This is a genomic window from Streptomyces sp. NPDC102360 (assembly GCF_044766085.1).
Lineage (GTDB): Bacteria > Actinomycetota > Actinomycetes > Streptomycetales > Streptomycetaceae > Streptomyces.
Map to the genome: position 1 here is coordinate 812,306 of NZ_JBIWLG010000003.1, position 23,645 is coordinate 835,950.

General features: G+C 70.3%; 24 protein-coding genes. 5 read left to right on the top strand and 19 right to left on the bottom strand.

The window, feature by feature from the left end; all coding sequences use genetic code 11:
* Positions 1 to 24 precede the first annotated feature (24 nt).
* Together ACIRHA_RS18050 and ACIRHA_RS18055 are read right to left on the bottom strand one after the other, a co-directional pair.
* Complete coding sequence (locus tag ACIRHA_RS18050; RefSeq protein WP_403846530.1) at positions 25 to 774, bottom strand: IclR family transcriptional regulator; 750 nt, start codon at positions 772 to 774, stop codon at positions 25 to 27.
* Positions 775 to 1,295: 521 nt separating this feature from the next.
* The gene (locus tag ACIRHA_RS18055) at positions 1,296 to 2,099 is read right to left on the bottom strand and encodes an IclR family transcriptional regulator (RefSeq protein ID WP_403846336.1); all 804 of its coding nucleotides are present in this window, start codon (positions 2,097 to 2,099) and stop codon (positions 1,296 to 1,298) included.
* Between the two features lie 203 nt (positions 2,100 to 2,302).
* Here ACIRHA_RS18055 and ACIRHA_RS18060 point away from each other — a divergent pair, with 203 nt between their 5' ends.
* From ACIRHA_RS18060 to ACIRHA_RS18070, 3 genes are read left to right on the top strand one after another with little or no spacing between them, the layout of a single operon-like run.
* On the top strand, positions 2,303 to 3,508 hold the full coding sequence (locus ACIRHA_RS18060) for a glycine betaine/L-proline ABC transporter ATP-binding protein (protein WP_403846338.1): 1,206 nt from the start codon (positions 2,303 to 2,305) through the stop codon (positions 3,506 to 3,508).
* Positions 3,492 to 4,415 carry an ABC transporter permease gene (locus ACIRHA_RS18065; protein WP_403846341.1) on the top strand — a complete coding sequence of 308 codons (924 nt, stop codon included), beginning with the start codon at positions 3,492 to 3,494 and terminating at the stop codon, positions 4,413 to 4,415. Before ACIRHA_RS18060 ends, ACIRHA_RS18065 begins: the two co-directional genes overlap by 17 nt.
* 17 nt (positions 4,416 to 4,432) lie before the next feature.
* Complete coding sequence (locus ACIRHA_RS18070) at positions 4,433 to 5,356, top strand: glycine betaine ABC transporter substrate-binding protein (RefSeq protein ID WP_403846344.1); 924 nt, start codon at positions 4,433 to 4,435, stop codon at positions 5,354 to 5,356.
* A gap of 224 nt (positions 5,357 to 5,580) precedes the next feature.
* On the opposite strand, the gene ACIRHA_RS18075 is transcribed toward ACIRHA_RS18070, so the two are convergent.
* The 6 genes from ACIRHA_RS18075 to ACIRHA_RS18100 form a co-directional block, all read right to left on the bottom strand.
* Positions 5,581 to 6,222: a hypothetical protein gene (locus ACIRHA_RS18075; protein ID WP_403846347.1), complete on the bottom strand. Its 642-nt coding sequence runs from the start codon at positions 6,220 to 6,222 to the stop codon at positions 5,581 to 5,583.
* Positions 6,223 to 6,503: 281 nt separating this feature from the next.
* Positions 6,504 to 7,511, bottom strand: a complete 1,008-nt coding sequence (locus ACIRHA_RS18080) for a MerR family transcriptional regulator (protein ID WP_403846349.1) — start codon at positions 7,509 to 7,511, stop codon at positions 6,504 to 6,506.
* Positions 7,505 to 8,185, bottom strand: a complete 681-nt coding sequence (locus ACIRHA_RS18085) for a HEAT repeat domain-containing protein (RefSeq protein WP_403846352.1) — start codon at positions 8,183 to 8,185, stop codon at positions 7,505 to 7,507. Before ACIRHA_RS18085 ends, ACIRHA_RS18080 begins: the two co-directional genes overlap by 7 nt.
* Before the next feature lie 49 nt (positions 8,186 to 8,234).
* Positions 8,235 to 8,483, bottom strand: a complete 249-nt coding sequence (locus ACIRHA_RS18090; protein ID WP_403846355.1) for a non-oxidative hydroxyarylic acid decarboxylases subunit D — start codon at positions 8,481 to 8,483, stop codon at positions 8,235 to 8,237.
* Positions 8,484 to 8,516: 33 nt separating this feature from the next.
* Positions 8,517 to 9,944 (bottom strand): non-oxidative hydroxyarylic acid decarboxylases subunit C, encoded by a 1,428-nt coding sequence (locus ACIRHA_RS18095; protein ID WP_403846358.1) that lies wholly within the window; start codon positions 9,942 to 9,944, stop codon positions 8,517 to 8,519.
* Positions 9,934 to 10,572: a non-oxidative hydroxyarylic acid decarboxylases subunit B gene (locus tag ACIRHA_RS18100; protein WP_403846360.1), complete on the bottom strand. Its 639-nt coding sequence runs from the start codon at positions 10,570 to 10,572 to the stop codon at positions 9,934 to 9,936. The genes ACIRHA_RS18095 and ACIRHA_RS18100 overlap by 11 nt, the downstream gene beginning before the upstream one ends.
* An 83-nt stretch (positions 10,573 to 10,655) precedes the next feature.
* On the opposite strand from ACIRHA_RS18100, the gene ACIRHA_RS18105 reads away from it, so the two are divergent.
* On the top strand, positions 10,656 to 11,537 hold the full coding sequence (locus ACIRHA_RS18105; RefSeq protein ID WP_403846363.1) for a helix-turn-helix transcriptional regulator: 882 nt from the start codon (positions 10,656 to 10,658) through the stop codon (positions 11,535 to 11,537).
* Between the two features lie 69 nt (positions 11,538 to 11,606).
* Here the strand turns inward: ACIRHA_RS18105 and ACIRHA_RS18110 are convergent, their stop codons facing one another.
* Genes ACIRHA_RS18110 through ACIRHA_RS18135 form a run of 6 tightly spaced genes read right to left on the bottom strand, consistent with a single transcriptional unit; the run spans position 11,607 to position 17,641 of the window.
* The gene (locus ACIRHA_RS18110) at positions 11,607 to 12,473 is read right to left on the bottom strand and encodes a phosphogluconate dehydrogenase C-terminal domain-containing protein (RefSeq protein ID WP_403846365.1); all 867 of its coding nucleotides are present in this window, start codon (positions 12,471 to 12,473) and stop codon (positions 11,607 to 11,609) included.
* Positions 12,470 to 13,270, bottom strand: coding sequence for a sugar phosphate isomerase/epimerase family protein (locus tag ACIRHA_RS18115; protein ID WP_403846367.1), 801 nt, complete (start codon positions 13,268 to 13,270; stop codon positions 12,470 to 12,472). The genes ACIRHA_RS18110 and ACIRHA_RS18115 overlap by 4 nt, the downstream gene beginning before the upstream one ends.
* Positions 13,270 to 14,031 carry a triose-phosphate isomerase gene (locus ACIRHA_RS18120; protein WP_403846370.1) on the bottom strand — a complete coding sequence of 254 codons (762 nt, stop codon included), beginning with the start codon at positions 14,029 to 14,031 and terminating at the stop codon, positions 13,270 to 13,272. Before ACIRHA_RS18120 ends, ACIRHA_RS18115 begins: the two co-directional genes overlap by 1 nt.
* The gene (locus tag ACIRHA_RS18125; protein ID WP_403846372.1) at positions 14,031 to 14,528 is read right to left on the bottom strand and encodes a ribose-5-phosphate isomerase; all 498 of its coding nucleotides are present in this window, start codon (positions 14,526 to 14,528) and stop codon (positions 14,031 to 14,033) included. The genes ACIRHA_RS18120 and ACIRHA_RS18125 overlap by 1 nt, the downstream gene beginning before the upstream one ends.
* A 21-nt stretch (positions 14,529 to 14,549) precedes the next feature.
* Positions 14,550 to 16,277: a dihydroxyacetone kinase family protein gene (locus ACIRHA_RS18130; protein WP_403846374.1), complete on the bottom strand. Its 1,728-nt coding sequence runs from the start codon at positions 16,275 to 16,277 to the stop codon at positions 14,550 to 14,552.
* Positions 16,274 to 17,641 carry an MFS transporter gene (locus ACIRHA_RS18135; RefSeq protein ID WP_403846377.1) on the bottom strand — a complete coding sequence of 456 codons (1,368 nt, stop codon included), beginning with the start codon at positions 17,639 to 17,641 and terminating at the stop codon, positions 16,274 to 16,276. The genes ACIRHA_RS18130 and ACIRHA_RS18135 overlap by 4 nt, the downstream gene beginning before the upstream one ends.
* A gap of 263 nt (positions 17,642 to 17,904) precedes the next feature.
* On the opposite strand from ACIRHA_RS18135, the gene ACIRHA_RS18140 reads away from it, so the two are divergent.
* Positions 17,905 to 18,672, top strand: coding sequence for a FadR/GntR family transcriptional regulator (locus ACIRHA_RS18140; RefSeq protein WP_403846380.1), 768 nt, complete (start codon positions 17,905 to 17,907; stop codon positions 18,670 to 18,672).
* 37 nt (positions 18,673 to 18,709) lie between these two features.
* Here ACIRHA_RS18140 and ACIRHA_RS18145 read toward each other — a convergent pair whose 3' ends face one another.
* The 5 genes from ACIRHA_RS18145 to ACIRHA_RS18165 all read right to left on the bottom strand — a co-directional run bounded on the left by ACIRHA_RS18145 (position 18,710) and on the right by ACIRHA_RS18165 (position 23,489).
* Positions 18,710 to 19,444: an SDR family NAD(P)-dependent oxidoreductase gene (locus tag ACIRHA_RS18145; RefSeq protein WP_403846532.1), complete on the bottom strand. Its 735-nt coding sequence runs from the start codon at positions 19,442 to 19,444 to the stop codon at positions 18,710 to 18,712.
* Between the two features lie 235 nt (positions 19,445 to 19,679).
* Entirely contained in the window at positions 19,680 to 20,771 is a 1,092-nt protein-coding gene (locus ACIRHA_RS18150; RefSeq protein WP_403846383.1) for an LLM class flavin-dependent oxidoreductase, read from the bottom strand.
* Positions 20,768 to 21,598 carry an ABC transporter ATP-binding protein gene (locus ACIRHA_RS18155; protein ID WP_403846385.1) on the bottom strand — a complete coding sequence of 277 codons (831 nt, stop codon included), beginning with the start codon at positions 21,596 to 21,598 and terminating at the stop codon, positions 20,768 to 20,770. Before ACIRHA_RS18155 ends, ACIRHA_RS18150 begins: the two co-directional genes overlap by 4 nt.
* Complete coding sequence (locus ACIRHA_RS18160; RefSeq protein WP_403846387.1) at positions 21,574 to 22,431, bottom strand: ABC transporter permease; 858 nt, start codon at positions 22,429 to 22,431, stop codon at positions 21,574 to 21,576. The genes ACIRHA_RS18155 and ACIRHA_RS18160 overlap by 25 nt, the downstream gene beginning before the upstream one ends.
* Positions 22,428 to 23,489, bottom strand: a complete 1,062-nt coding sequence (locus ACIRHA_RS18165; RefSeq protein WP_403846389.1) for an ABC transporter substrate-binding protein — start codon at positions 23,487 to 23,489, stop codon at positions 22,428 to 22,430. The genes ACIRHA_RS18160 and ACIRHA_RS18165 overlap by 4 nt, the downstream gene beginning before the upstream one ends.
* Positions 23,490 to 23,645 lie beyond the last annotated feature (156 nt).

Sequence of the window (23,645 nt, forward strand, 5' to 3'; positions counted from 1 at the left end):
TACCGTTGCGTAATCGTCGCGCCGTCAGCCGCGCCGGATGTAGCCCTTGCGCCACGAGATCTTTTCGCCGGCCGCCACCAGTTGTTCGGCGAGCCCGGAGATCGTGTGGTCGTTGATCCGGAACGTCGGCCCCGAGACGGTCACGGTGGCGATGACCTCGCCGTTCAGCGACCTGATGGGAGCGGACAGCGAGGCGAGTCCGATCTCCAGTTCCTCACTGATGACGCCGTAGCCCAGTTCGCGGACCCCCTGCAGCTGCTCCTTGAGGAGCGCCGGGTCCGTGATGGTGTGCGGCGTGTATTCCTCCAGCGACTGCTCAAGGATCCCGGCGGCCTCCGGCTGCGGCATGTGCGCCAGGAAGACCTTGCCCGCCGACGTGGCGTGCAGCGGCGTACGCTTGCCCACCCAGTCGATGCTGGTGATGGCCGCGTTGCCGAGCACCTGGTCGATGCTGATGACGGCCTCGCCGTCGTAGACCGCCACGTTCACCGTCTCGCCGACGGCGGCGGCGAGCTCCTGGCAGACCGGCCGGCTCAGCAGCGACAGGTCGTTGCCCTTGGTCGCCCCGCCCGCGAGCTCGACCACGGTGTAGCCGATGCGGTAGCTGCCGCGCTCGCTGTCCTGCTCGACGAGGCCGCGCGATTCCAGGGTGGCGAGCAGCCGGTACACGGTCGACTTGTGGATGTCGAGGGCGTCGGCGATCTCCGTGACGCCGGACGGCCCCTGCACGGCCAGCACTTGGAGGATGGACACCGCCCGGTCCACCGACTGCACCGACGTGTCCCGCGCGCGACCTTTACTGCTCATACGGGGAGCCTATCCAGGAAGCGCCTGCGCACACCGGTGCCGATCGCGGTCGGGCGCGGACTGTGCCGGAAACAGGCGACCGTGTCCAGCCTGATCCGTCAGAAGGACCCTGGTCGCCGGGGAGTACGCGGCCCAGGAAGTCGCGGACCAGCGGGACCACCTCGTCGAGGTGGGTCTCCAGCAGCCAGTGTCCGCCGTCGAGCAGGTGCAACTCGGCCTCGGGGAGGTCGCGGTGGTAGGCGCCGGCAGCGACTTCGGGGAGGTCGCGGTGGTGGGCGCGGGCAGCGACTTCGGCATGTAGCCGTCGTGCGGGCCCCACACGTTGAGCGTCTCGGGCCGCTGGTCACGCAGGTAGGCCTGCCGGCGTGCGAACCACCGCAACGTGCTCGGCTGGCCCTCAAGGAGCCGGATCAGGTTCGCCACCCGGTCGGGGGCCCGCATGAGCGCAAGTCGACCGGATGGCCCGCCCGGCTCCGCGCTGATCACGCTCAGCCCCGCTTGACCTGCCCCCGACGCCAGGAGATCCGCGCGGCGGCCGCGAGCAGCAGGCCGGCCAGGGCTGGTGCGGTGTCCTCGCGGATACGGAAGGCGGGGCCCGCGAGGGTCACAGCGGCGACGACCGTGTCGTCCAGGGCGCGGACGGGTGCCGCGAGGGCGACGAGGCCGATCTCGTACTCCTCGAACGAGACGGCGTAACCGCGCTCGCGCACCGCGGCGAGGTCCTTCGCGAGGCGCTCCCGGCGGGTGATGGTGCGGGGCGTGTACCGCTCCAGGCGCCTGCCCCGGGGCGGCTCCGCGGGCAGCCGCCCGTGCCGGTCGGGGGCCGCGTGGGCGAGGAAGACCTTGCCCGCGGCGCTGGCGTGCAGCGGGCAGCGCCTGCCGACCCAGTCGACGCTGGAGATCGACGCCTCGCCCGCCACCTGACCCACGGTGACCACCTCGCGGCCCTCGCGCACGGAGACGCTCACGGTGTCGCCCGCGGCCTCGGCCAGCTCCTGGCAGACGGGACGGCTGAGCAGGAACAGATCGGTGTTCTTCGCGGCCGCCGCCGCGAGTTCGGTGAGCGGGTGGCCGATGCGGTAGCGGCCCCGGCCCGCGCTCTGTTCGACCAGACCGCGCGCCTCCAACGTGGCGAGCAGCCGGAACACGGTCGTCTTGTGGACGCCGAGCTGCCCGGCGATCTCGGTGACGCCGCACGGCCCGCGCACCGCCAGGATCTGCAGGACCGATACCGCACGGTCGACGGACTGAACCGCACGGTCGCGCGCTCGCCCACGGCTGCCGGTCGTCACCACAGCACCCTCCAGCCCTCCGCCACAGCGACCCAACTCGCCGCCCGTAGACGTTAATTCGCGGTTGCCCGGATGCAAGAGCCTTGACGCGCCGTCACGATCAACGGCATCGTCACACCGTACTGCACATTTGTTGCGCAATGCGAAACACCCGCCCGGACATGTTCCAACCGCCCCGCGGGGACCCCTGGAGGTGGGGCACGGTGATAGAAGCCGCACGGCTGAACAAGGTTTTCGAATCCGCCGACAACCCGGTGCACGCGGTGCGTGACGTGTCCTTCACCGTGGAACCCGGTGAACTCTTCGTCGTCATGGGCCTGTCCGGGTCCGGGAAGTCGACTCTCCTGCGGATGCTCAACCGCCTCGTCGAGCCCACGTCGGGACAACTGAGCGTCGATGGGCGGGACTTGCTGGCGATGGACGACGCGAACCTGCGCGAGCTGCGCAATCGCAAGGTCAACATGATCTTCCAGCACTTCGCACTCTTCCCGCACCGCACGGTCCGCGAGAACGCCTCGTACGGCATCAAACTGCGCGGCGGCACCGCCGCCGAGCGCCAGGAACGCTCCGACTGGGCGCTGCGCACCGTCGGCCTCGCCGACTGGGCCGACGTCTACCCCAGCGCGCTCTCCGGCGGTATGCGCCAACGCGTCGGCCTGGCCCGGGCGTTGGCCACTGATGCCGAAATCATGCTCATGGACGAGCCGTTCAGCGCGCTCGACCCGCTGATCCGCCGGGACATGCAGGACCTGCTGCTCGGCCTGCAACGCGATCTGCGCCGCACCATCGTCTTCGTCACCCACGACCTCAACGAGGCGATGCGGCTCGGCGACCGGATCATGGTGATGCGCGACGGCGGAGTCGTGCAGCTCGGCACCGCGACCGACATCCTCGACTCCCCCGCCGACGCCTACGTACGCGATTTCGTCTCCGATGTCGACCGCTCCCGCGTACTGACGGCGCGATCCGTCATGCGCGAGCCCCTGACAACGGCCGGACTCGACGACGACCCCCGTGACGTCCTGCGCTCCCTGGCGGACCTCGAGGCAGGCGCCGTCTACGTCCTCGACGCCGAAGGGCTCGTCGTCGGCGTAGCCCATGACGAGGACATCGCACGGTCCGTCGAGGCGGGGCACGCCTCCCTGCGCGACAGCCCGGAGTTGCTGAGTGACGCCTACGGGCGGGCGGGCCCCGACACGCTGCTCGTGGATCTGTTCGCGGCGGCCGGGCGGTACTCGGTGCCGCTGGCCGTGGCGGACGACGACGGGCGGCTGCTCGGTGTCGTGCCCCGCGCGGCGCTGCTCACGGCTCTCTCCGCACCGCAGGCCCCCAACTCACGTGAACAAGGCGATACTTCCGAAGCGTCAGGCAGCTCACAGGAGGAGGTGGCCGATGCTGTTCAGCGTTGATCTCGGCACCCCGGTCAACAAGGCCGTCGACTGGCTGACCGAGAACCTCAGCGGCCTCTTCGACGCCGTCACCACCGTGATGACGGAACTGGTCAACGCGGTCCTATACGTACTGACGGCCCCTCACATGGTGGTCATCATCGCGGTGTTCACGGTCCTGGCGTTCCTCGCCCGCGGCTGGTTCTTCGCCGTCTACACCCTGGCCGCGTTCCTCCTCATTCAGGGCATGGGCCTGTGGACCCCGGCGATGCAGACACTCGCCGTCGTCGTGGTCGCGTCGGTGTTCGCCGTGGTCATCGGGGTGCCCATCGGCATCTGGGCCGCCCGAAGTCCGCTGGTCAGCACGCTGGTTCGGCCCGTACTCGACTTCCTTCAGACGCTGCCGGTGTTCGTCTACCTCATCCCGGCCGTCTTCTTCTTCGGCATCGGGCTCGTCCCCGGCGTCGTCGCCACCATCCTCTTCGCCGTCTCGCCCGCCGTGCGCCTCACCGAACTGGGCATCCGGCAGGTCGATCCGGAGGTCGTGGAGGCCGCGCACGCCTTCGGGGCGAAGAACGGGCAGATCCTGCGCGGTGTCCAACTCCCCCTGGCCCTGCCCTCGATCATGGCCGGCATCAACCAGGTGATCATGCTCGCCCTCTCCATGGTCGTCATCGCCGGAATGGTCGGCGCCGACGGTCTGGGGACCATCGTGGTGCGCGGCATCAGCCAGCTCGACGTCGGGATCGGCTTCCAGGGCGGCCTCGCCGTCGTGTTCCTCGCCATCTTCCTCGACCGCACCACCAGCGCCCTCGCCACACCCCGCATTCGCCGCTGGCCGGGCCGCGGGCGCACCGGCACGACCCCGGAGGCCGACACGGAGAAGTCATCCTCTCCCGCCTCGTCCACCACTCCGGTTTCCGCGTGAAGACAGGAGCTTCAGCCATGATCCGCAACCGACGCCGCCGCACCACCTACCTCTTCGGCTGCACCGCCGCCGCGCTCACCCTGCTCGCCACCGCGTGCAGCGGAAACACCTCGAAGGTCGAGGGAGGCTCCGACGACGACAGCGGCGGCGGCTCGAAGACGGTCAAGCTGGCCTACGTCGCCGGGTGGGACGAAGGAGTCTCCGCGACCTTCCTGTGGAAGCAGATCCTGGAGGACAAGGGGTACAAGGTCGACGTCCGCGACCTGGACATCGCGAGCACCTACACCGGCATCGCCAACAAGCAGGCCGACATCTACCTCGACGCCTGGCTGCCGGTCACCCACGAGACGTACTGGAAGAAGCTCGGCCCCAAGATGGAGAAGCTCGGTACCTGGTACGAGCCGGCCGACCTCAACCTGACCGTCCCCAAGTACGTCAAGGACGTCAACACCATCGACGACCTCAAGGGCAAGGCCGACGAGTTCGGCGGCAAGATCGTCGGTATCGAGGCGGGCTCGGGACTGATGCGCCTGACCCGCTCCCCCGTGCTGCCGGACTACGGCCTCAAGAGCGAGTACAAGCTCTCCGAGTCCAGCACGTCGGCGATGCTCTCCGCCCTGAAGAAGGCGGTCAACAACAAGAAGCCCATCGTCGTCACGCTCTGGCGGCCGCACTGGGCCTACACGTCGATGCCGCTGAAGGTCCTCAAGGACACCAAGAAGGCCTACGGCAAGCCCGACAAGGTCCAGATGGTCGCCTCCAAGGGCTACTCCAAGGCCAACCCCGAGGTCGCCGGCTGGCTCAAGAACTTCCACCTCACGAGCAGCCAGCTCGGCAGCCTCGAACTCCTCCTCCAGAAGAAGGGGACGGGGCACGAGCAGGAAGCGGCGAAGGAGTGGATGGCGGACAACAAGCAGCTGGTCGACAGCTGGCTGAAGTGACCACCTGACGGTCGCGTGGTCGCCCGCTCCCCGCCGGGGCGACCACGCCCGGAGGTCTACGCGCCTTCCGGCCGCGTCGAGTCCGAGATCTCCACATGACCGATGCCCGCCCGCACAACCCACTGGGCCTCCTGCGCGGAAAGTGTCCAGGGACTGCGCAGGAGAATCCTGTTGCACTCCACGGAGTCCGCCAATACGCCTGGCGGTGCGGGCAGTTCGCGGTACTACCTTCCGTCGGCGCCCCAGTGTGGATGGCCTGGGTCCCCCATCGCGTCCCGGAAGGCGCCGACGCGGCGAGGCCAGTCGGGGTGCCCCCACCAGTGCCTGCACGCACCCGCGCCATGCGCGGCCGCACGGAGGAAGGCGTACGCCACCCCACGCTCTTCCGCGCCGGTGAGGAACCCGCTCAGGGCGCGATCGGCGCAGTCCTCGTACTCGGCGAGATCGCCACCGCAGGCACCGGCGAGCTCTCCGAGCGTCGTGCCCGTCGGCAGCATTCGGTCGGGGCGCACGAGCCAGCGGTAAAGCCGCTCCATCAGCGGCAACAGATCCTCGGGGTAGACCCGGGACAGCGTGTCGGTGCGGCTTCCGGCCTCTGCACCGAGCTCGCACTCCCGCGTCCAGCCGAGCATCCGCTGCCGCACGCCCCGGCTGGTCGCCGCGTTGATCCGGAGCATGTCGCCGTCGGTCAACGGACCGCTGCCCGCATGCCAGTCCTCCACGCATGTATTGCGCCACGCGCCGTTCGTGAGCCCCAGCGCCGCAAGCGTGATGACTGCCCCGAGGTCATCTGGATCGGTGCCGCCGTAGCGGGCGAGCACCTCACTGATCGCTGTGAGTTCCTGCTCCAGCGTGAACTCCGGCATCTTCCGAACCATGTCGCCGCCCCCGTCCATGACTGCTTCGGGAGCATCCGCTCCCTCACCTCATGCCTTCACGGTAGAGGCGGCCACTGACAACGCCACGGCAACGTCACGGTGCGTCCGCCCGCTGCCGGTCGAAGCGGCAACTACCCGGCTCCGCCGCGCGCGGCCAGCGTCGCGAGCGCCTCACGGACGAGTGGAGGGACAAGATCCGGCACCACGTCCGGTGCCGGGGCCGCTGAGCCCCTGCGCTCCGCTCTGCGCATGGTGGCACCGCGTAGCGGTCACTGTGACTCGCGCAGCCGGAGAAGGTACGCGGCGGTGAGGGACACGGCGCGGTCCTCGTCGGCCGAGAGGGCGACGAGGGTGCGCCCGGCCGTCGGACCGGGGATGCCTGCCAGGGCTTGGGTGAGGCGGCCGCGGGCGGGGGCTTCCGTGGTGGGGAGTGCGAGGCGGTCGACGAACTCCGCCGCGATGCGCTCCGCGGAGACGGTGTCGCTCGCCAGCACGCTCAGCGCGTCGGCGGCGTCGGTGTCGTTCCTGCCCGCCACGATCATGTCGATCAGCTCCGGGACCGCATCGGCCGCTCCCCGGTTGCCGAGCGCCACGGCGGCGCGCCCCCGGACCACGGCGTCGGCGTTCGTGAGGGCCTGCCGCAGTTCCGTGGCCGCCGCGTCGCCGGGCAGTTCGGCGAGGCACTGAGCGGCACGCTCCCGTACGGCGGCCACCGGCGAGCCGAGTGCCTCCGCCAGCAGCGGCAGGCTGTCGGCGCCGCCCGAGCGCACCAGTGCCCAGCGCAGGGCCCCGGCGACGTTCGTGTCCGTCTCGCTCAACACCGCCTCGACCAGGGCCTCCACGGGCATCCCGTCCTGGCCGCCCGAGGAAAGGGCCGCGCGCTGGCGTGCGTCGACGTTCTTCGAGCTCAACGCCTGGAGCAGCGCGACGACTTGGAGGACTTCCTCCCAGTCGCCGGGATCGGCCGCGTCGATCCGGTTGAGACGCGTGAGCAACTCGGTCTCGGCCGCGATGCGTTCACGCGTCTGCCGGATGAGATCGCCGACGAGCGCGGCGGGCGTGAAGCCCGGTTCGTCGAGCGCGCGCCCGATCTCGCGCAGCGAGAGCCCCAGCGACCGCAGGCTCTCGATGTGGAAGATCCGCCGGATGTCCTCGCCCGAGTACTCCCGGTATCCGGAGCCCGTGCGTTCCGAAGGCCGCACCAGGCCCAGCGTCTCGTAATGCCGGAGCATGCGGGCACTGACCCCGGACCTCCGCGCCACCTCACCGATCAACACACTTCATCGTCCACCACGGGAGCCCCGCCGAGGGCCACGACGCGCTTCGCCTCCTCGATCGCGAAGCCGAACCCGGTGTCCGGGTCGCGCAGCACCTGCTGCGTGGCGAGTGCGTGCGCGCGTACGTCCGGGTCGGAGGCGGTCGCCGCGGTGCGCAGCGCGGGCAGCGCCACATCGCCGAGGTCGACGAGAGCCCGGCCCAGGCTGAGCTGCGTGTCCCGGCCACCCCGGCCGAGCTGCGTCGCGAGTACGGCGGCGAGGGATTCCTGCTCCTCGTCGGGCACGAGCACCACGGCGGCCCGCCAGGCGCTTCGCGCCACATCGTCGTCGGCGTCCGTCAGCAGCTCCCGCGTGATCACCGGCCAGGCACTCCGGTCGCCGATCTTGGAGAGCGTGTGCAGCGCCTGGCTCCGCGCCTGCGCGGGACCCGAGCGCACCTCGCGCAGCAGCACGGGGAGCGTCAGGGCCACCGGGTGCCGGATGAGCGCCCAGGTCAGCATGTCGCGGACGAAGAACTCCGGCTCGACCGCGCACCGCTCGACGAGCTTGCCGACGAATCCCGGGTCGGGTGCCGTACCCACCGCCATCGCGGCCCGCAGCCGCACCGACGCCTCGCGGTCCTCGAGCCCCCGCAGCGCGCGCGAGGTCTCCGTGTCCTGCCCAGTGATCGTCATCGAGACCACCTCCTCGGCAAGCAGTGAAGACCTTGTCACTGTGTCAAGGTCAAACCCGCAGGGGCGGCACTGCGGGAACCTCGATCGCGTTCTCGATGTCGGCGTCCGTCAGCTTGAAGGCCTCGGGGTAGGAAGCGCGGCGGGTGCGGCGGGCGGGTTCACTCGTGCGCCAGGTGTAGAGGCAGCGGGTGCACTGGAGCACGTCCCACACCCCGGGGACGGGGGACGTGGCGAGACGGGTGATGGTGTCGGCGGGGCAGCGCGGGCACTCGGCGCCGTCAACCAGCTTACTGTTCATGGGTGTTGACCTTTCTTGGAGGGTGCGACGGGGTCAGTGGCGGGCCGCGACCAGGTTCTGGAGACGCTTCGCCCACTCGGCCGTCTCCGGCAGGTCCTTGGCCGGGGTGGAGAAGTTGCCGCGGACGTCGGGTGCCACCGGGGTCGTCGCGTCGATGATCATCTTGCTGGTGATGCCGGCGGGCTGGGCGGCGGGCGCGAGCTCGAGGACCGACAGGTTCGGGATGACGACGACGTCGTCCTTCGGGTTAACCTTCGCGGACATGGCCCACATGACCTGCGGCAGGTTGAACGGGTCGACGTCCTCGTCGACGACGATCACCTGGGCCACGTATCCGAGCCCGTGCGGCGTCGTCATCGCGCGCATCCCGACGGCCTTGGCGAACCCGCCGTACCGCTTCTTCGTCGAGATGATCACCATCAGGCCGTGCGTGTACATGGCGTTGACGGCCTGCACCTCGGGGAACGCCTCACGCAGCTGCTTGAGCAGCGGGACACAGGTGTTGGGCCCGACGAGGTAGTCGCACTCGGTCCACGGCATGCCGAGGTAGAGGGACTCGAAGACCGGGCTCGTACGGTACGAGACGCGGTCGACGCGGATGACGGGCATCCTGCGGCCACCCGAGTAGTGCCCGGTGAACTCGCCGAAGGGGCCCTCGATCTGGCGCTTGCGCGACTCGATGACGCCTTCGATGACGACCTCGCTGCCCCACGGCACGTCGAAGCCGGTGAGCGGCGCGGTGGCGATCGGGGCGGGCGCGCCGCGCAGCGCGCCGGCCATCTCGTACTCGCTCTGGTCGTACGCCATCGGCATGCCGGCGACGATCGCCATCACCGGGTCGTTGCCGAGGGTGATGGCGATGGGCAGGTCCTCGCCGACCTCCTCGGCCTTGCGCAGGTGCTGGGCGACGTCGTGCATCGGGACGGGCTGGAAGGCGAGGCGGTTCGTGCCGATGACCTCGATGCGGTACGTGCCGACGTTCTGCTTGCCGAAGTTCTCCGGGTCCTCGGGGTCGCGGGAGACGACGGCGGCCTTGTCGAGGTAGAAGCCGCCGTCACCGTCGTTGAGACGGAACAGCGGGAGGACGGAGAACAGATCGACGCCCTCGCCCTCCTGCGTGTTCTCGCGCCAGGGCGCGTCCTCGCGGCGCTCGGGGGCGACCGGGAAGGCGTCCCAGCGGCGCGCGAACTCCTCGACCTGCTCCTTGACCGGGGTGTTCTTCGGCAGTCCGAGCGCGAGTGCGTGGTTGGCCCAGGAGCCGTGCACGTTCAGCGCGATCTGCGCGTCGGTGAAGCCCTTGACGTTGTCGAAGAAGAGGGCGGGGGCGTTCTCGCCGATGCGGCCCGTCGCGTTGGCGGCGGCCGCGAGGTCGGGCTCGGGCAGCACCTCGTCGGAGATGCGCAGCAGCTGCCCCTCCTTCTCCAGGGTGCCGAGGAAGCTGCGCAGATCGTCATAGGGCATGGGTAACTCCTGTGTTCTGTACGGAGGTTGCGGAGTCGACGGCCGCGGCGCGGGCGGTGCGGGCGGCACGCATGCCCGCCCAGCGTTCGGCAGCCGGGGCGGGCAGGTCGAACTGGTCGAGGACCCGGGCGACGATGTGATCGACGATGTCGTCGATGGTCCGCGGGTTGTTGTAGAAGGCGGGCATGGGTGGCACCAACTGGACGCCCATGCGGGCGAGTTCGAGCATGTTCCGCAGATGTATCTCGCTCAGTGGTGTCTCGCGCGGGACAAGGACGAGCTTGCGCCGTTCCTTGAGGACGACGTCCGCGGCGCGCGCCACGAGCCCTTCGGCGTATCCGGCACTGATCCCCGCGAGCGTCTTCATCGAGCACGGCACGATGACCATGCCGTCGGTGCGGAAGGAGCCGGAGGAGATGGTGGCTCCCTGGTCGTCGGGGTGGTGTGTCACATCGGCGAGCGCGGACACCTGCGCCACCGACAGGCCGGTCTCCAGCTCGATGGTGGTGCGCGCCCAACGGGAGAGCACCAGATGTGTCTCGACGTCCGGCAGCTCGCGCAGACACTCCAGCAGGCGGACACCGAACGGAGCTCCCGTCGCCCCGGTCATTCCCACGACCAATCGCACAGGACACTCCTCACACGTCGCTGACCTGTGCTTTCACGCTAGGCGGCGGGACGGGGGCGGCAGCGGTACGCTCGGGACTCACGATGGGGAAAATCAGACACGTACGCCCTGATGTCAGGGACCTCGAATACACGCCGAACGTCGGATCGCCGACCGGCGTGGAGGTCGAGGAGCTGGCCGACCTCCACGACCGCTCGCTGCGCCACGGCAACGATCCGTACGCGCCGCTGCGGCCCGCCTTCCACCAGTTGATCGGCGCGCGTGAGCGTCCGTTGCAGGTGGCGGTGGACTTCGTCGAGTACGAGTTGCGGCCGGGTTCCTGGCTGTGGATCCGCCCCGGCCAGGTGCAGCGCTTCGGCCCCGGCCTGCGGAGCGCGGACGGTGTGGACGTGGTCTTCAAGCCCGGCCTCCTGCCGCCCGCGATCGTCTCCGCCGCGCACATGGACCCGCCGTACGAGCAGCGGCCGCTGACACCGGTCGGCGCGGACGCGGAGGGGGTGCGGCGGGCCCTGGACCACCTCACCTACGAATACGGGGCGATGGCCTCGCTGCCGTTGGGCTCTCACGTGGAGGTGCTGCGCGGCCTGCTGTCCGTGCTGGTGATCCGCCTGGCAGCGGTGCGCGCCCCGGAGCCGGGCCCGGCCGCCGCTTCCGGCACCTTCCACCGTTTCCACGCCGCCGTGGAACGCGACCACGCGGTGACCCGCCGGGTCGAGGACTACGCGGCGGCGCTCGGTTACAGCCCCCGCACGCTGACCCGCGCGACGCTCGCCGCGTCGGGCCGCACCGCGAAACAGTACGTGGACGACCGGGTCCTCCTGGAGGCCAAACGCCTCCTGTGGCACAGCGGCCTCCCGGCCAAGGAGGTGGCGGCCCGGCTCAGCTTCGACGACCCCAGCGACTTCACGAAGTTCTTCCGGCTGCGCACGGGGGTGACACCGGGAACGTTCCGCGCGAAGCCGTGAACGGGGAGCACGAAGCCGGATGGCCCGTCCCCCGTGGGGCGGGCCACCCGGCTTCAGGAAGTGTCCCGCTCAGCGGCGGATTTCCTTGATCTTCAGCATCTTGGTGATGACCTTGTCGAGCTCGCCGTCGTCGAAGACCTTCTTCCAGTCGTCCTTGACGATGGAGTCGCGGCCGTAGTCCATGGCGATCAGGCAGGCGTCGGAGAACGGGTTGTCGCCCTTGAGGGTGTTGGCGAGGGCGACCTGGGTGTGGCCGAGGAGCATGGCGCGGGCGGCCTTCTCCGGGACGCCGACGGTGTGCACGGTCTCGTGCAGCGCCTCGTTGAGCAGGGCGCCGACCATGCAGGCGATGGTCTCGACGAGGGTCGGTTCCAGGACGGCGAGCTGCTTGACGGTGACCCAGTGGACATCGACGACCGGCGCGTACATGACGCGGATGACGGACCCGGCGAGCTCCTGCTTGGACTCGTCGCCGCCCTCGTACGCGGCGACGACCTCCTGCGGGGCCGCGATGCCACCGAAGGTGTCGTCGAGCTCGGCCTGCGTCCTGCGCTGCAGGAAGACGGACGGGTGGCAGGGGTGGGCGCAGACGTAGTGCACGTCGGCGCGGGGGTGCAGCAGGCCCGCGTACGCGGCCGCCGGGTCGAGGGTGAGGACGACGGCGCCCGGCTTCAGGAGCGGGACGAGCTGCTCGGAGACCTTGCCGAGGACGATGTCCGGCACGGCCAGGATCAGGACGTCGGCCTGCTGGGCGGCGGTCTCGGAGTCCGTCAGCTCACGGCCGAGCGAGCGGATCAGCTCCTGGCCCTTGGGGGAATTCTCGGAGAAGAGGACGGTGAAGTCGCTCTCGACCAGGTTGTTGGAGACACGCTGGCCCATCTTGCCGGCGGCCCCGATGACGGCAACGGTCGTGTTGTTCTCGGCGGCCATGTTCATTCGCCCTTCAGGAGTGTGCTGATGCTGTGCTTGGTCCACTGGTGTTCGAGCTCGGCGGTGACGTCGAAGCCACCGTCCTGCCACGGGAGCCAGTGCTCCACGATCTGGTTGATGCCACGCTCGTCCGGGCGGACCGCGGCGATCATGCCCTCGTAGTCGAGGAGTCCGGTGCCCAGTGGGCAGCCGGCGTAGGTGAAGCCGACCCAGCCGTCGCGGCGGCTGAAGGCGAAGTCCTTGACGTGGATGTTCACCGTGTAGGGGGCCGCCGACTCGACGACGTCCACCGGCCGTTCGAGGCGGGCGACGCTGTTGCCGGGGTCCAGGACGACGCCGAGGTGACGGCTGTCGACGTCCTTGACCACGGTGATCAGGTCGTCGGTGGACACCTGCTCGTACGTCTCGAGGCCGAGCGTCACGCCTGCCGCCGCGTAGGCCGGTACCGCCTGCCGGAGCAGCGCCGTGGCCTCGTCCACCGAGGGGCGGTGGTCGGCGGTGTTCATCATCGAGCGGACGAGTGTCACGCCCAACTCCCCCGCCATGTCGAGATAGTTGGCCAGGTGGTCGGTGCGTACGCCACGCGTGCCGAGCTCCAGGGTGAGGTCGAGGTCCCGGGCCGCGTCGCGTACGTCGGCGAGCCGCGCGGCGTCGTACGTCTCAATGGCCGGGTAGTCGCAGATCTGGAAGACCTGACCGCCCAGCTCCTTGGTGTCGACGAGCATGTCCTCGAGGGACATCGGCTTCGGGGCGCGTTCGGAGATGCGCCAGAAGTACGCGTAGGTACTGATGCCGTACGCCATTACGCCACCGCCTGACGCGCGTCGACCTCGTCGAGGATGCGGCCGACCGCCTCCGGGTCGTGGGCGAAGCGGCCGAGGAAGAGGCCGCCGACGGAGCCGCCGAGGCGGGTGAGCAGGCCGGGGCCCGCGCTGCCGCCGTAGATCACGGTGGAACCGGTGTGCTGGGGACGGGAGCCCAGCCACTCCCCCAGCGCCGCGCACACCGTGGTGATGTGCTCGGGCGAGGCCGGCTCGGGTGCGCCGATGGCCCACTGCGGCTCGTAGGCGAGGACGACCGGGCCCTCAAGGCCGTACAGCAGGCGGGCGGCCTCGGCGACGGTGCGGCGCGCGGCCTCCGCCGGCTCCACGGGGTCGAGTTCGCCGACACACAGGACCGGGGTGAGACCGTTGCGCAGCGCGGCCGCGGTCTTCGCGGCGACGACCGTGTCGCCCTCCCCGTACAGGCGGCGGCGCTCGGCGTGGCCGACCTCGGCGTAACGGCAGCCGATCTCCTTCAGGTACAGGCCCGACACCTCGCCGGTGTAGGCGCCCACGTCCTCCGTGGCGATGTCCTGTGAGCCGACGTCGACCGCGCCGCGCGCGAGGATCCCGGCCACCGGCACGATCGCCGGGAAGGCGGGCAGCACGAAGAGGCGCGCCTTGCCGCTGGTGACGGCGGGGTGCTGGTCGGCCAACCGCACGATGCGGCGGGACCAGTTGAGGGTGTCGTGGTGGCCGAAGTACATCTTCAGGCTCACCCCGAGCAGGACGGGGGCGTTCATCAGGCGGCCTCGGCCCCGGTGGACACACCTTCCGTGGACACGGCCTCGTAGTCACACATCAGCTGGACCTTCGCAGCGGACGCGGACTGCTCGTCGAAGCGGTACGTGAGCCACTCGGCGGCGAGGCGGCGGGCCAGCTCGAGGCCGACGACGCGCTGGCCGAAGGTGAGGACCTGGGCGTTGTTGGAGAGGACCGCGCGCTCTACGGAGAAGGAGTCGTGGGCGGTGACGGCCCGGATGCCCTTGACCTTGTTGGCGGCGATGGCCACACCGAGGCCGGTGCCGCAGATCAGCAGCGCCCGGTCGGCCTCGCCACGGGCGACGCGCTCGGCGGCCTCGATGGCGATGGTCGGGTAGGCGGTGTGGCCTTCGGCGTCCACACCCACATCGGTGACGGACTCGACCAGGTCGCTCGCCTGGAGGTCCCGCTTCAGGGCCTCCTTGTACTGGAACCCGGCGTCGTCGCAGCCGACGACGATCCGCAGCTTGTCACTCATGTCGCTTGTCCTTAACGGGAGTTACTTGTACGTGGCGAGCGCGCCGTGCACGGCGCGGACGATCAGGGCGAGGGAGTGGGCGCCCGCGTCGGGGGTGCCCAGGGACTTCTCTGCGTGGGGGCGGGCGCGGCCCATCTTGGGCAGCAGGTGGGCGGTGTCACGCGCGGCGGTCTCGGCGGCGGTGGCCGCGGTGTCCCAGGCCTCGCTGAGGGATGCGCCCGCGTCGGCCTGCCGGCCGAGTGTCTCGGCGAAGGGCACGAGGACGTCGACCATGGTCTTGTCGCCGACCTCGGCGCCGCCGGTCCTGCGGACGCCGTCGGACGCCCGCAGGACTCCGTGGGCGACGGACGCCGGGGTCGGCCGTTCGGTGTCACCGAGCGCGTCGGCGAGGGCGCGCAGGACGATGCCCCACAGCGCGCCGGAGGTGCCGCCCGCCTTGTCGGCCCAGGCGTCGCCCGCGGCGGTCAGCAGGGAGCGGGCTCCCGCGCCCAACTCCTTGGCGTGCAGGGCGGCTTCGTAGGCTCCGGTCGATCCGCGCCGCATGCCGATGCCGTGGTCGCCGTCGCCCGCGACGGCGTCGATGCGGCCGAGTTCGTCGGCGTGTGTGTCGACGGTCTCCTTGAGGCGGCGCAGCGCGTCGAGCGCGGTCGCGGCGGCCTGCCGGGACTCCTCGCTCGCGGTGTACGTCTCAGGGCCGGTCTCGGTCTCGTACGACTCCTCGTCCGCGGGGGCCGCTTCGGGGACGGCGCCCTTGCGGTAGGCGGGGGTGTCGGCCGGGGCGGTCCACAGCGCTTCGATGGTGTCGTCGAGCCATGTCAGGGTGAGCGAGACACCTGCCATGTCGAAGCTGGTGACGAGCTCGCCGACCTCGGGGTCGACGGTGCTGACACCGGCGTCGGCGAGCAGTTGGGACACGCGCCGGTAGACGACGAACAGCTCCTCGTACTTCACGGAGCCGAGCCCATTGAGGATCACGGCGGCGCGCTGTCCGTCCGGCGACCCGATCCCTTCGGGGAGTTCCTTGAGGAGGGTGGCCACGAGGAGTTCGGCGGCCTCGTCCGCGCTGGGAACGTCCTCCTCGCCGATGCCGGGCTCGCCGTGGATGCCGAGGCCGACGGCCATCCGGTCCTCGGGGACCGTGAACAGCGGGTGGTCGGCGCCGGGGAGCGTACAGCCGGAGAAGGCGATGCCGAAGGAGCGGGTGCGGTCGTTGGTGTGTGCGGCGATCCGTGCCACCTCGTCGAGGGGCAGTCCCTGTTCGGCGGCGACGGCGGCGGCCTTGAAGACGGGCAGGTCGCCGGCGATGCCGCGGCGCTTGTGGGCCTCGTCGGGTCCGGCGCTGGATATGTCGTCGGTGACGGCGAACGTCTGCGTCGGTATGCCCTCGCCGGTCAGCCGCTCGGCTGCCTGCCCGAAGTGCAGGACGTCGCCCGCGTAGTTGCCGTACATGAGCAGCACACCGCCGCCCGCCTGCGCCGCCTTGGCGACGCCGCGGATCTGCTGGGCGGAGGGCGAGGCGAAGACGTTGCCGACGGCGGCGCCGTGCGCGAGACCCTGGCCGACCAGTCCGGAGAAGGCCGGGTAGTGGCCTGATCCGCCGCCGATGACGACGGCGACCTGGCCGGGGGTCTTGGCGGTGGCGCGGACCACGCCGCCGGGGACGGGGCGCACCCAGCGGCGGTGGGCGGCGACGAAGCCTTCGAGCGCTTCGTCGGCGAAGGCGGCGGGGTCGTTGTGGAGGCGGGTCATCGCTGGTTCTCCGGGAGGGACGAGGTGCTGGCGGGCGCACGGCGGGCGAGGAGGATCATCAGCGCCGCGGACAGCAGCATGAAGAGGCCGACGAGGTAGAGCGGTACGTAGTAGTCGCCCGTCCAGTCCTTGAGCCAGCCGGTGATGTAGCTGGAGGCGAAGCCCGCGATGTTGCCCGCGGTGTTGATGAGTGCGATGCCCGCCGCGGCGGCGGCGCCGGTCAGGAAGCGGGAGGGCACGGCCCAGAACACCGGCAGGGCGGCGAAGATGGCGCTTGCGGTCACGGTGATGACGGCGACGGTGGCGGCGGGCGAGCCCATGTAGAGGGCCAGCGGGATGGAGACGCCGCCGACGATCGCGGGTCCGGCGATGTGCCAGGTGCGGGCGCCGTGCTTGGTGGCGTGCCGGCTCCAGAAGAAGAGGACGATCGCGGCGGGCAGGTACGGGATCGCGGTGATCCACGCCTTGTCCATCACGCTGAACGTGGTGTGGTACTGCTCCTGGAAGCCGTCGATGATCGTCGGCAGGAAGAAGGCGAGCGCGTACAGGCCGTAGATGAAGCCGAAGTAGACGACGGCCAGGGTCCAGACGCGGCCGTTGGTGAACGCGGCCTTCAGGTCGCCCTTGGCGTGCTTGTCGTCGTGGCCCGTCTTCTGCGCGTTCTCTGCGGCCAGCTCCTCGGTCAGCCAGTCCCGCTCGTCGGTCGTCAGCCACTTCGCGTCGGCGGGGCGGTCGATCAGGTAGAACCAGGCGATGACGCCCAGCAGGATCGCCGGAATCGACACGAACAGGAACATGACGCGCCAGCCCTCGAGGCCGAACAGGCCGTGGTGGCCGATCAGCCAGCCCGCGAGCGGGGCGCCGAAGACCGTGGTCAGCGGCTGCGCGAGGTAGAAGAGGCCCAGGATCTTGGTGCGGTGGCGGCTGGGCACCCACTGGCTCAGGAAGAGGATCGCGCCGGGGAAGAAGCCGGCTTCGGCGACACCCAGCAGGAAGCGCAGCGTGTAGAGGCCGCCGCTGCTGTCCACCCACGTGAAGAGGAGCGAGACGATGCCCCAGGTCACCATGATCCGGGCCAGCCAGCGGCGGGCGCCGAAGCGGTGCAGCGCCATGTTGCTGGGGATCTCCAGCACGATGTAGCCGACGAAGAAGATCCCGGAGGCGAAGCCGAACTGCGCCGCGGTGAGCGCCAGGTCCTCCCCCATACCGTTCGGTTCCGCGAAGGACACCGCGGTGCGGTCCAGATAGTTCACGAAGAACATCAGGGCCACGAAGGGCACCAGGCGGATCGAGATCTTCTTGATGGCCGACTTCTCGACGGCCGTTCTCGTCGCCTTCACGGGCGACGCTGCGGTGGCAGGCATGGCGACTCCTCGGCTCGCCGGACAGCTCTGTCCGGACTTGGGTCACGCTCGGCACGAGGGGCGAGGGCACTGCAGCAGCTGGCTGGCCGCTCAGGTCGGGCCGATCTGCGATTCACGCTAGACCCGATCTTCAAATTGGTCACCAATTTACCAATGTGGCGAGCGTCGCACTTGTTGCTCATGGCTGAACCCTTGACAAAGCGGGCGCGGAAGAGCGTCGCGCGCGGCCGTGGAAGGTCCCGGACGACCCGTCTGGTCTACTGGTGACCGTGACCAACCAGCCCTCCGACGCCGCACCCGAGACCGACCTCGCCCAGCTCCTGCGCCCCGTCGTACGCGAGTCCTCGGTCAGCGAGGTCGCCAAGCGCCTGCTCGACCACCTCTCCGCGGGGAACATCAAGCCCGGCACCCGGCTGCCCGCCGAGCGGCAGCTCGCGGAGGCCCTCGGGGTCGCGCGCTCCAGCGTGCGCGGCGCGCTGTCCGCGCTCGACGTGCTCGGCATCATCGAGATCCGGCCGGGCTCCGGCTCGTACGTGCGCGAGGGCACCTCGGAGTTCCTGCCGCGCGCCATCAACTGGGGCCTGATGCTGGGTCAGCGCCGCACCCGGGACCTGGTCGAGGTGCGCACCTACATGGAGGGTGTCTCGGCACGGCTCGCCGCGGAGCGGGCCGGCGACGAGGACGTGGCGCGCCTGGAGGAGCACCTGCGGCACATGCAGGAGGCGGGCAGCGACGTGAAGGCGTTCATCGACGCCGACATCGCCTTCCACCTGGAATGCGCGCACATCGCCCAGAACACCGTCCTGAGCGACATCCTGCACAGCATCCGCGCGCTGCTCCAGGTCTGGATGGAGCGGGTCAGCGACATCGAGGGCACCGTCAGCGGCACCCTGTGCGAACACGACGCCGTCCTCAACGCGATCCGCGACCGGGACCCCGAGGGCGCGGACCGCGCCATGGCCGAACACATGCGGATGGCCAGCGCCCGACTGCGGGAGTCGGTGGAGGCGGTGGAGGACGGGGGCCAATAGCGGTCAGGGCGGGGCGCGTTTCGGCCCGGCCCGTCCGTCAGATCGCGAGAATGCCCCCGTCCACCGCCACATGACTCCCGGTGGCGAACGACGAACGGTCGCTCAACAGCCACAGTGCCGCTTCCGCCACCTCCTGCGGCTCGGCCATCCGCTGCTGGATCTGGCGTGCCACGAAGGCTTCCTCCAGTGCGGGGTTGCCCTCCACCGCGGCGCTGATCATCTCCGTCCGAGTAGTGCCCACGACAAGGGAGTTGACGCGGATGCCCTGGGCTCCGTACTCGGCGGCCGTGGCCTTCGTCAGCCCCAGTACGGCATGCTTCGCCGCGACGTACGGGGACGGCGCGCCGGTGGCGATGACGGCCGCCGAGCTGGCGGTGTTGACGATCGCGCCGCGTCCGGCCTCCAGCATGACGGGGATCTGGTGCCGCAGGCAGTTCCAGGTCCCGCGCACGTTGACGTCCATGATCTGGTCGAAGTCCTTCTGCGGCAGCTCATGCGTGCGGCCGAAGACGGACCCGGCGTAGCCGGCGTTGTTGAAGGCGCCGTCGAGGCCGCCGAAACGTTCCGTGGCCGTCACGACGGCACGCTCGACGTCCTCGGCCCGCGCCACGTCGCCGACGCTGAAGGCCGCTCGGCCACCGGACGCCTCGATCTCCTGGGCAAGTTGGGCGAGCCGGTCCTCGCGGCGTGCCATGAGGACGACGGCCGCCCCCTCGGCGGCGAACAGTCGTGCCGCCGCCTCACCGATACCGCTCGAAGCGCCGGTGACCATGACGGTCCTGTCGGTCAGCTGGCTGGTGCGGTGCGCGTGCGCTGGACGTATCCGATCATTCATGGCGCCGAGTAAACCCGAACCGAAGGTCCGGCACGCCGGTTTCCGGCCGAACCGCCCTGGGCGTGCCGACCTCGGACGTTCCGGTTCAGCGGCGCGGGCTGGTCAACCGGATCCGGGGCGGGTCGCCGCACGACTGGCGAGGTCGCGGCTGATGAGGTCACGTCCGCTGAGGTCACGGCCAGTGAGACGCAGCCAACTTCCGCAATCTGGGCAGCAGTTGGTCGCCGACGCGAGCGGTCTCCTCCCGGTAGGGAGTGTCCGACAGGACGAAGTGGGAGATGCCGAGCCTGCGGTATTCGTGCAGCGCCGCCGCGACCTCGTCCGGGGAGCCGACGAGCCAGGTCGTGCCCGCTCCCCCGCCGCCGAACCGGCCCGGCGTGGTGTAGAGGCAGCTGTCCAGCACCTCGCCGCGTTCGGCCAGGTCAAGTAGGCGGCGCTGGCCGACGGCCGTGCGGCGGTTGCCCGACCAGGTGATGTCACCGGCACTCCCGGCCATCTTCGCGACCTTGCGTTCGGCCGCCGCCCACGCCTCCTCGCTGGTGTCCCGGACGACAGTGGTGATCCGCAGGCCGAACTCCAGCGGGGCGTGGACGCGGCCCTCCGACTCGCTCAACTTCCGTAGCCGGTCGACGCGTTCGGCGATCCCGTCGAGCGGTTCGCCCCAGAACAGCTGGACGTCCGCCTCGGCCGCCGCGACCCGCTCCGCGGCCTCCGAGGCACCGCCGAAGTACAGCCGCGGGTGCGCGCGGCCCGGCACCTCGTACGGGCGGGGCGAGACCGTGGAGTGGGCCACCTGGAAGTGCTCACCCGCGAAGGTGACATCCTCCTCCGTCCACAGCCGCCTCACCAGGTGCAGGAACTCCCGGGTGCGCGTGTACCGCGCGGCGGGGTCGACGTTCGTGTCACCGTACGCGGCCGGGTTGTCCAGGCCGCTGACGATGTTGACGAGCACCCGGCCCTGGCTGAGCTGGTCCAACGTTGCTGCCGCGCTCGCGAAGTTGGCCGGCCGCCAGTAGCCGGGACGGATCGCGATCAGCGGCTTGAACGTGGTGGTCCGCGCGGCGAGCGCCGTCGCCACGGTGAAGGTGTCCGGTCGCCCCCATCCGGTGCCCAGCAGGGCGCCGCCCCAGCCGTGTTCCTCGGCCGTGCGGGCGAGCCGCGTGGTGAACTCGATCGAGCCCCAGCCCGCCCGGGTGTCGTCGCCGCGGTGTCCCGGCTCGACGGTGTTGGGGATGTACCACAGGAATTCCTCGCTCGCGGTCATCGCGCCTCCCGTTCCGCGCCGGCCGTCACGCCTTGGGCTTCCTCCGCCGCGGCGCCTTCCGTGACGCTCTCCGATGCCTCGACGCCGAGTTGCCTCAGGAGCCGCTCGCGCAGGGCCGCGGCCTCGGGGTCGCCGCGCCGGCGGGACACCGGGAGCCGCACCGGGAGGTCGAGGGCGATCCGGCCCTCCTCCAGGAGGACCACCCGGTCGGCGAGGGCGATGGCCTCGTCGACGTCATGGGTGACCAGGAGCACCGCGGGCCGGTGCCGCTCGCACAGCTGCCGGAGCAGTCCGTGCATCCGGATCCGGGTCAGGGCATCGAGCGCGCCGAACGGTTCGTCGGCGAGCAGGAGTTGGGGCTCGCGCACCAGGGAGCGGGCGAGCGAGACACGCTGCTGCTCGCCGCCGGACAGCTCGATCGGCCACGCCCGTTCCCGCCCTTCGAGCCCGACCTCGGCGAGGGCGGTGCGCCCGCGCTCCACGGCGTCGGGACCGTCGAGGCCGAGGACGACGTTGTCCAGCAGCCGTTTCCACGGCAGCAGTCGGGCGTCCTGGAACACCACGGACACGTTGTCGGGGGCGCTCAGCTCGCCCCCGCCCGGCACCTCGTGGTCCAGCCGGGCCAGGGCCCGCAGCAGGGTGCTCTTGCCGGAGCCGCTGCGGCCGAGCAGGGCGACGAACTCCCCTTCCGCGATGGAGAGTTGCAGCCCGTTCAGTACGTCGCGCCCGCCGAGGGTGCGGACGAGTCCCTCGATACGTACGGTGGTGGCGGCCCGCGCCTCGTTGTGGTGCCGTACGGGGTTCAGCCGGCCAAGGTGCGTCGCCATGTGAGCGCCTTCCTCTCCACGAGCCGTACCAGGGCGTCGGACACGAGGCCGAGCACTCCGTACACGACGAGCCCGACCAGGATCACATCGGTCTGTCCGTACGTCCGTGCCAGCTCCATCATGTAGCCGATTCCGCTGGTGGCGTTGACCTGTTCGACCACGACGAGGGCGAGCCACGCCCCGGTCACCGCGAACCGCAGTCCGAGCAGGAATCCCGGCAGCGCACCCGGCAGCACGACGTGGCGGATGAACCGGGCCCGCCCCAGGCGGACCGTCTCGGCGAGTTCGACATAGCGGCTGTCGATGCCGCGCAGCCCGTTGTGGGTGTGGATGTAGATCGGCACGAACACACCGAGCGCGATGGTGACGACCTTCATCGACTCGCCGATGCCGAACCACAGGATCAGCAGCGGAATCAGGGCGAGTGAGGGAATCGACCGCTTGATCTGCACGGGCCCGTCGACGAGCCCCTCGCCGATCCTGCTGAGGCCCGACACGAGCGCGAGCGCGAGCCCGGCCAGCACGCCGAACACCAGGCCCAGCAGGGCGCGTTGGGCCGAGATGGCGAGGTTCGACTGAAGCCTGCCTTCGGCGATGAGGTCACCCGCGGTGCTCGCGATCGCCCACGGCGCGGGCAGGTTGCGCGGGTCGATCAGTCCGGCGCCCGAGCCGACCGCCCACACGGCGAGCAGCAGCAGCGGTCCGAGTGCCCAGCCGTAGGGGACGGGACGTCCGGGAGCGAGCCGCTTGCGGACGCGGGGTGCGTGCGCAGGTCGGTCTCCCGGTGCGGCCGGGGCCTTCTCGATCCTCTCGTCAACAGCCGTTGTACTCACGCCTGTTCACCTCCTTCGCCGGCCACCGCGTCAGCGGCGACCCGCTCGTAGCGACGGTCGAACAGAACACGCGCGTCGAAGCGCTCGTGCTTCTGTTCCTTCGCGAGCAGGTCGACGGTCTGCTGCTGCCGCTTGATGGCCGCGCTCCAGCCGGCCGGGAAGACCGGGTGGCCCGCGTGCTCGACGAGGTACTCGCCGTCCTCGCGACTGAGCCCCTGGTCCTTGACGTAGTAGCCCTCGATCCACTCCTTGGGGTGCGCGTCGATCCAGACCTCGGCGCGTGCCCAGAAGCGGATGAGTTCCTTGATGGCCGCGGACTTCTGGGCGTCGGCGACGGCGTCGGTCAGCGCCCACAGGTGGCTGGGATCGTCCCGCAGCCCGTGCCGGATGGTGGTGGCGCCGTCGCGCCCGTACTTCGTGAGATAGCGCTTGATGTTGACACCGGCGATGGGCGCGGCGTCGACCTGGTGATTGCCGAGGGCCGTCGGAAACACATCACCGGTGCTGGCCAGCTCGACGAGCTTCACGTCCTGCTTGCTGAGCCCGGCCTTCTTCAGGATGCGCAGCACGAGAGCGCCCTGTGCCTGTCCGGGGCTGTAAGCGATCTTCTTGCCGCGCAGGTCGGAGAGTTTCTTGATGCCGGCGCCCGGCGCGATGCCCAGCTCGTAGATCGGGTCGGCGATCGGATCCTTGCGGAACTCGGCGCCGACGAGTTTGGTGTCGAGCCCGGTCCAGTGGGCGTTGATGGACGGGATCTCGGCTGCGGAGCAGATGTCGAGGGCGTCGGCGCGGAAGGCCTCGGAGCACTGCGGGCCGCCGCTGATGTTGGCCCACTTCACCTTGAAGGGCAGCTTGTCGATCTGACCCGACAGTTCGAGGGCGACCTTGAGGGTCGGGGCGCCGACGGTGAGCGTGGTGTCCGCCGACACCTTGGCGGGGATCTTCTTCGACGCGACGCTCTGACTGCCGCTCGTCGAGGCCGAGTTGTCGGCGCAGGAGGTGAGCAGCAGCGCCGCGGCGAGCGAGCCGACGACGGCGGCGCTCCTGCATCTGGGCATGGGTATGCGGAGACGGGGCTTCATTCGTGCCTTCACAGGGAGGAGGGGCAGTGCGGCGAGAGGCTCGAGTCAGCTACACACGGCGGTGGCGACGCGCATCAGATCGATGGCTCGGCGCTTGTGATACCGCTGGTCGTCGGACATGCCGCCGAAGCT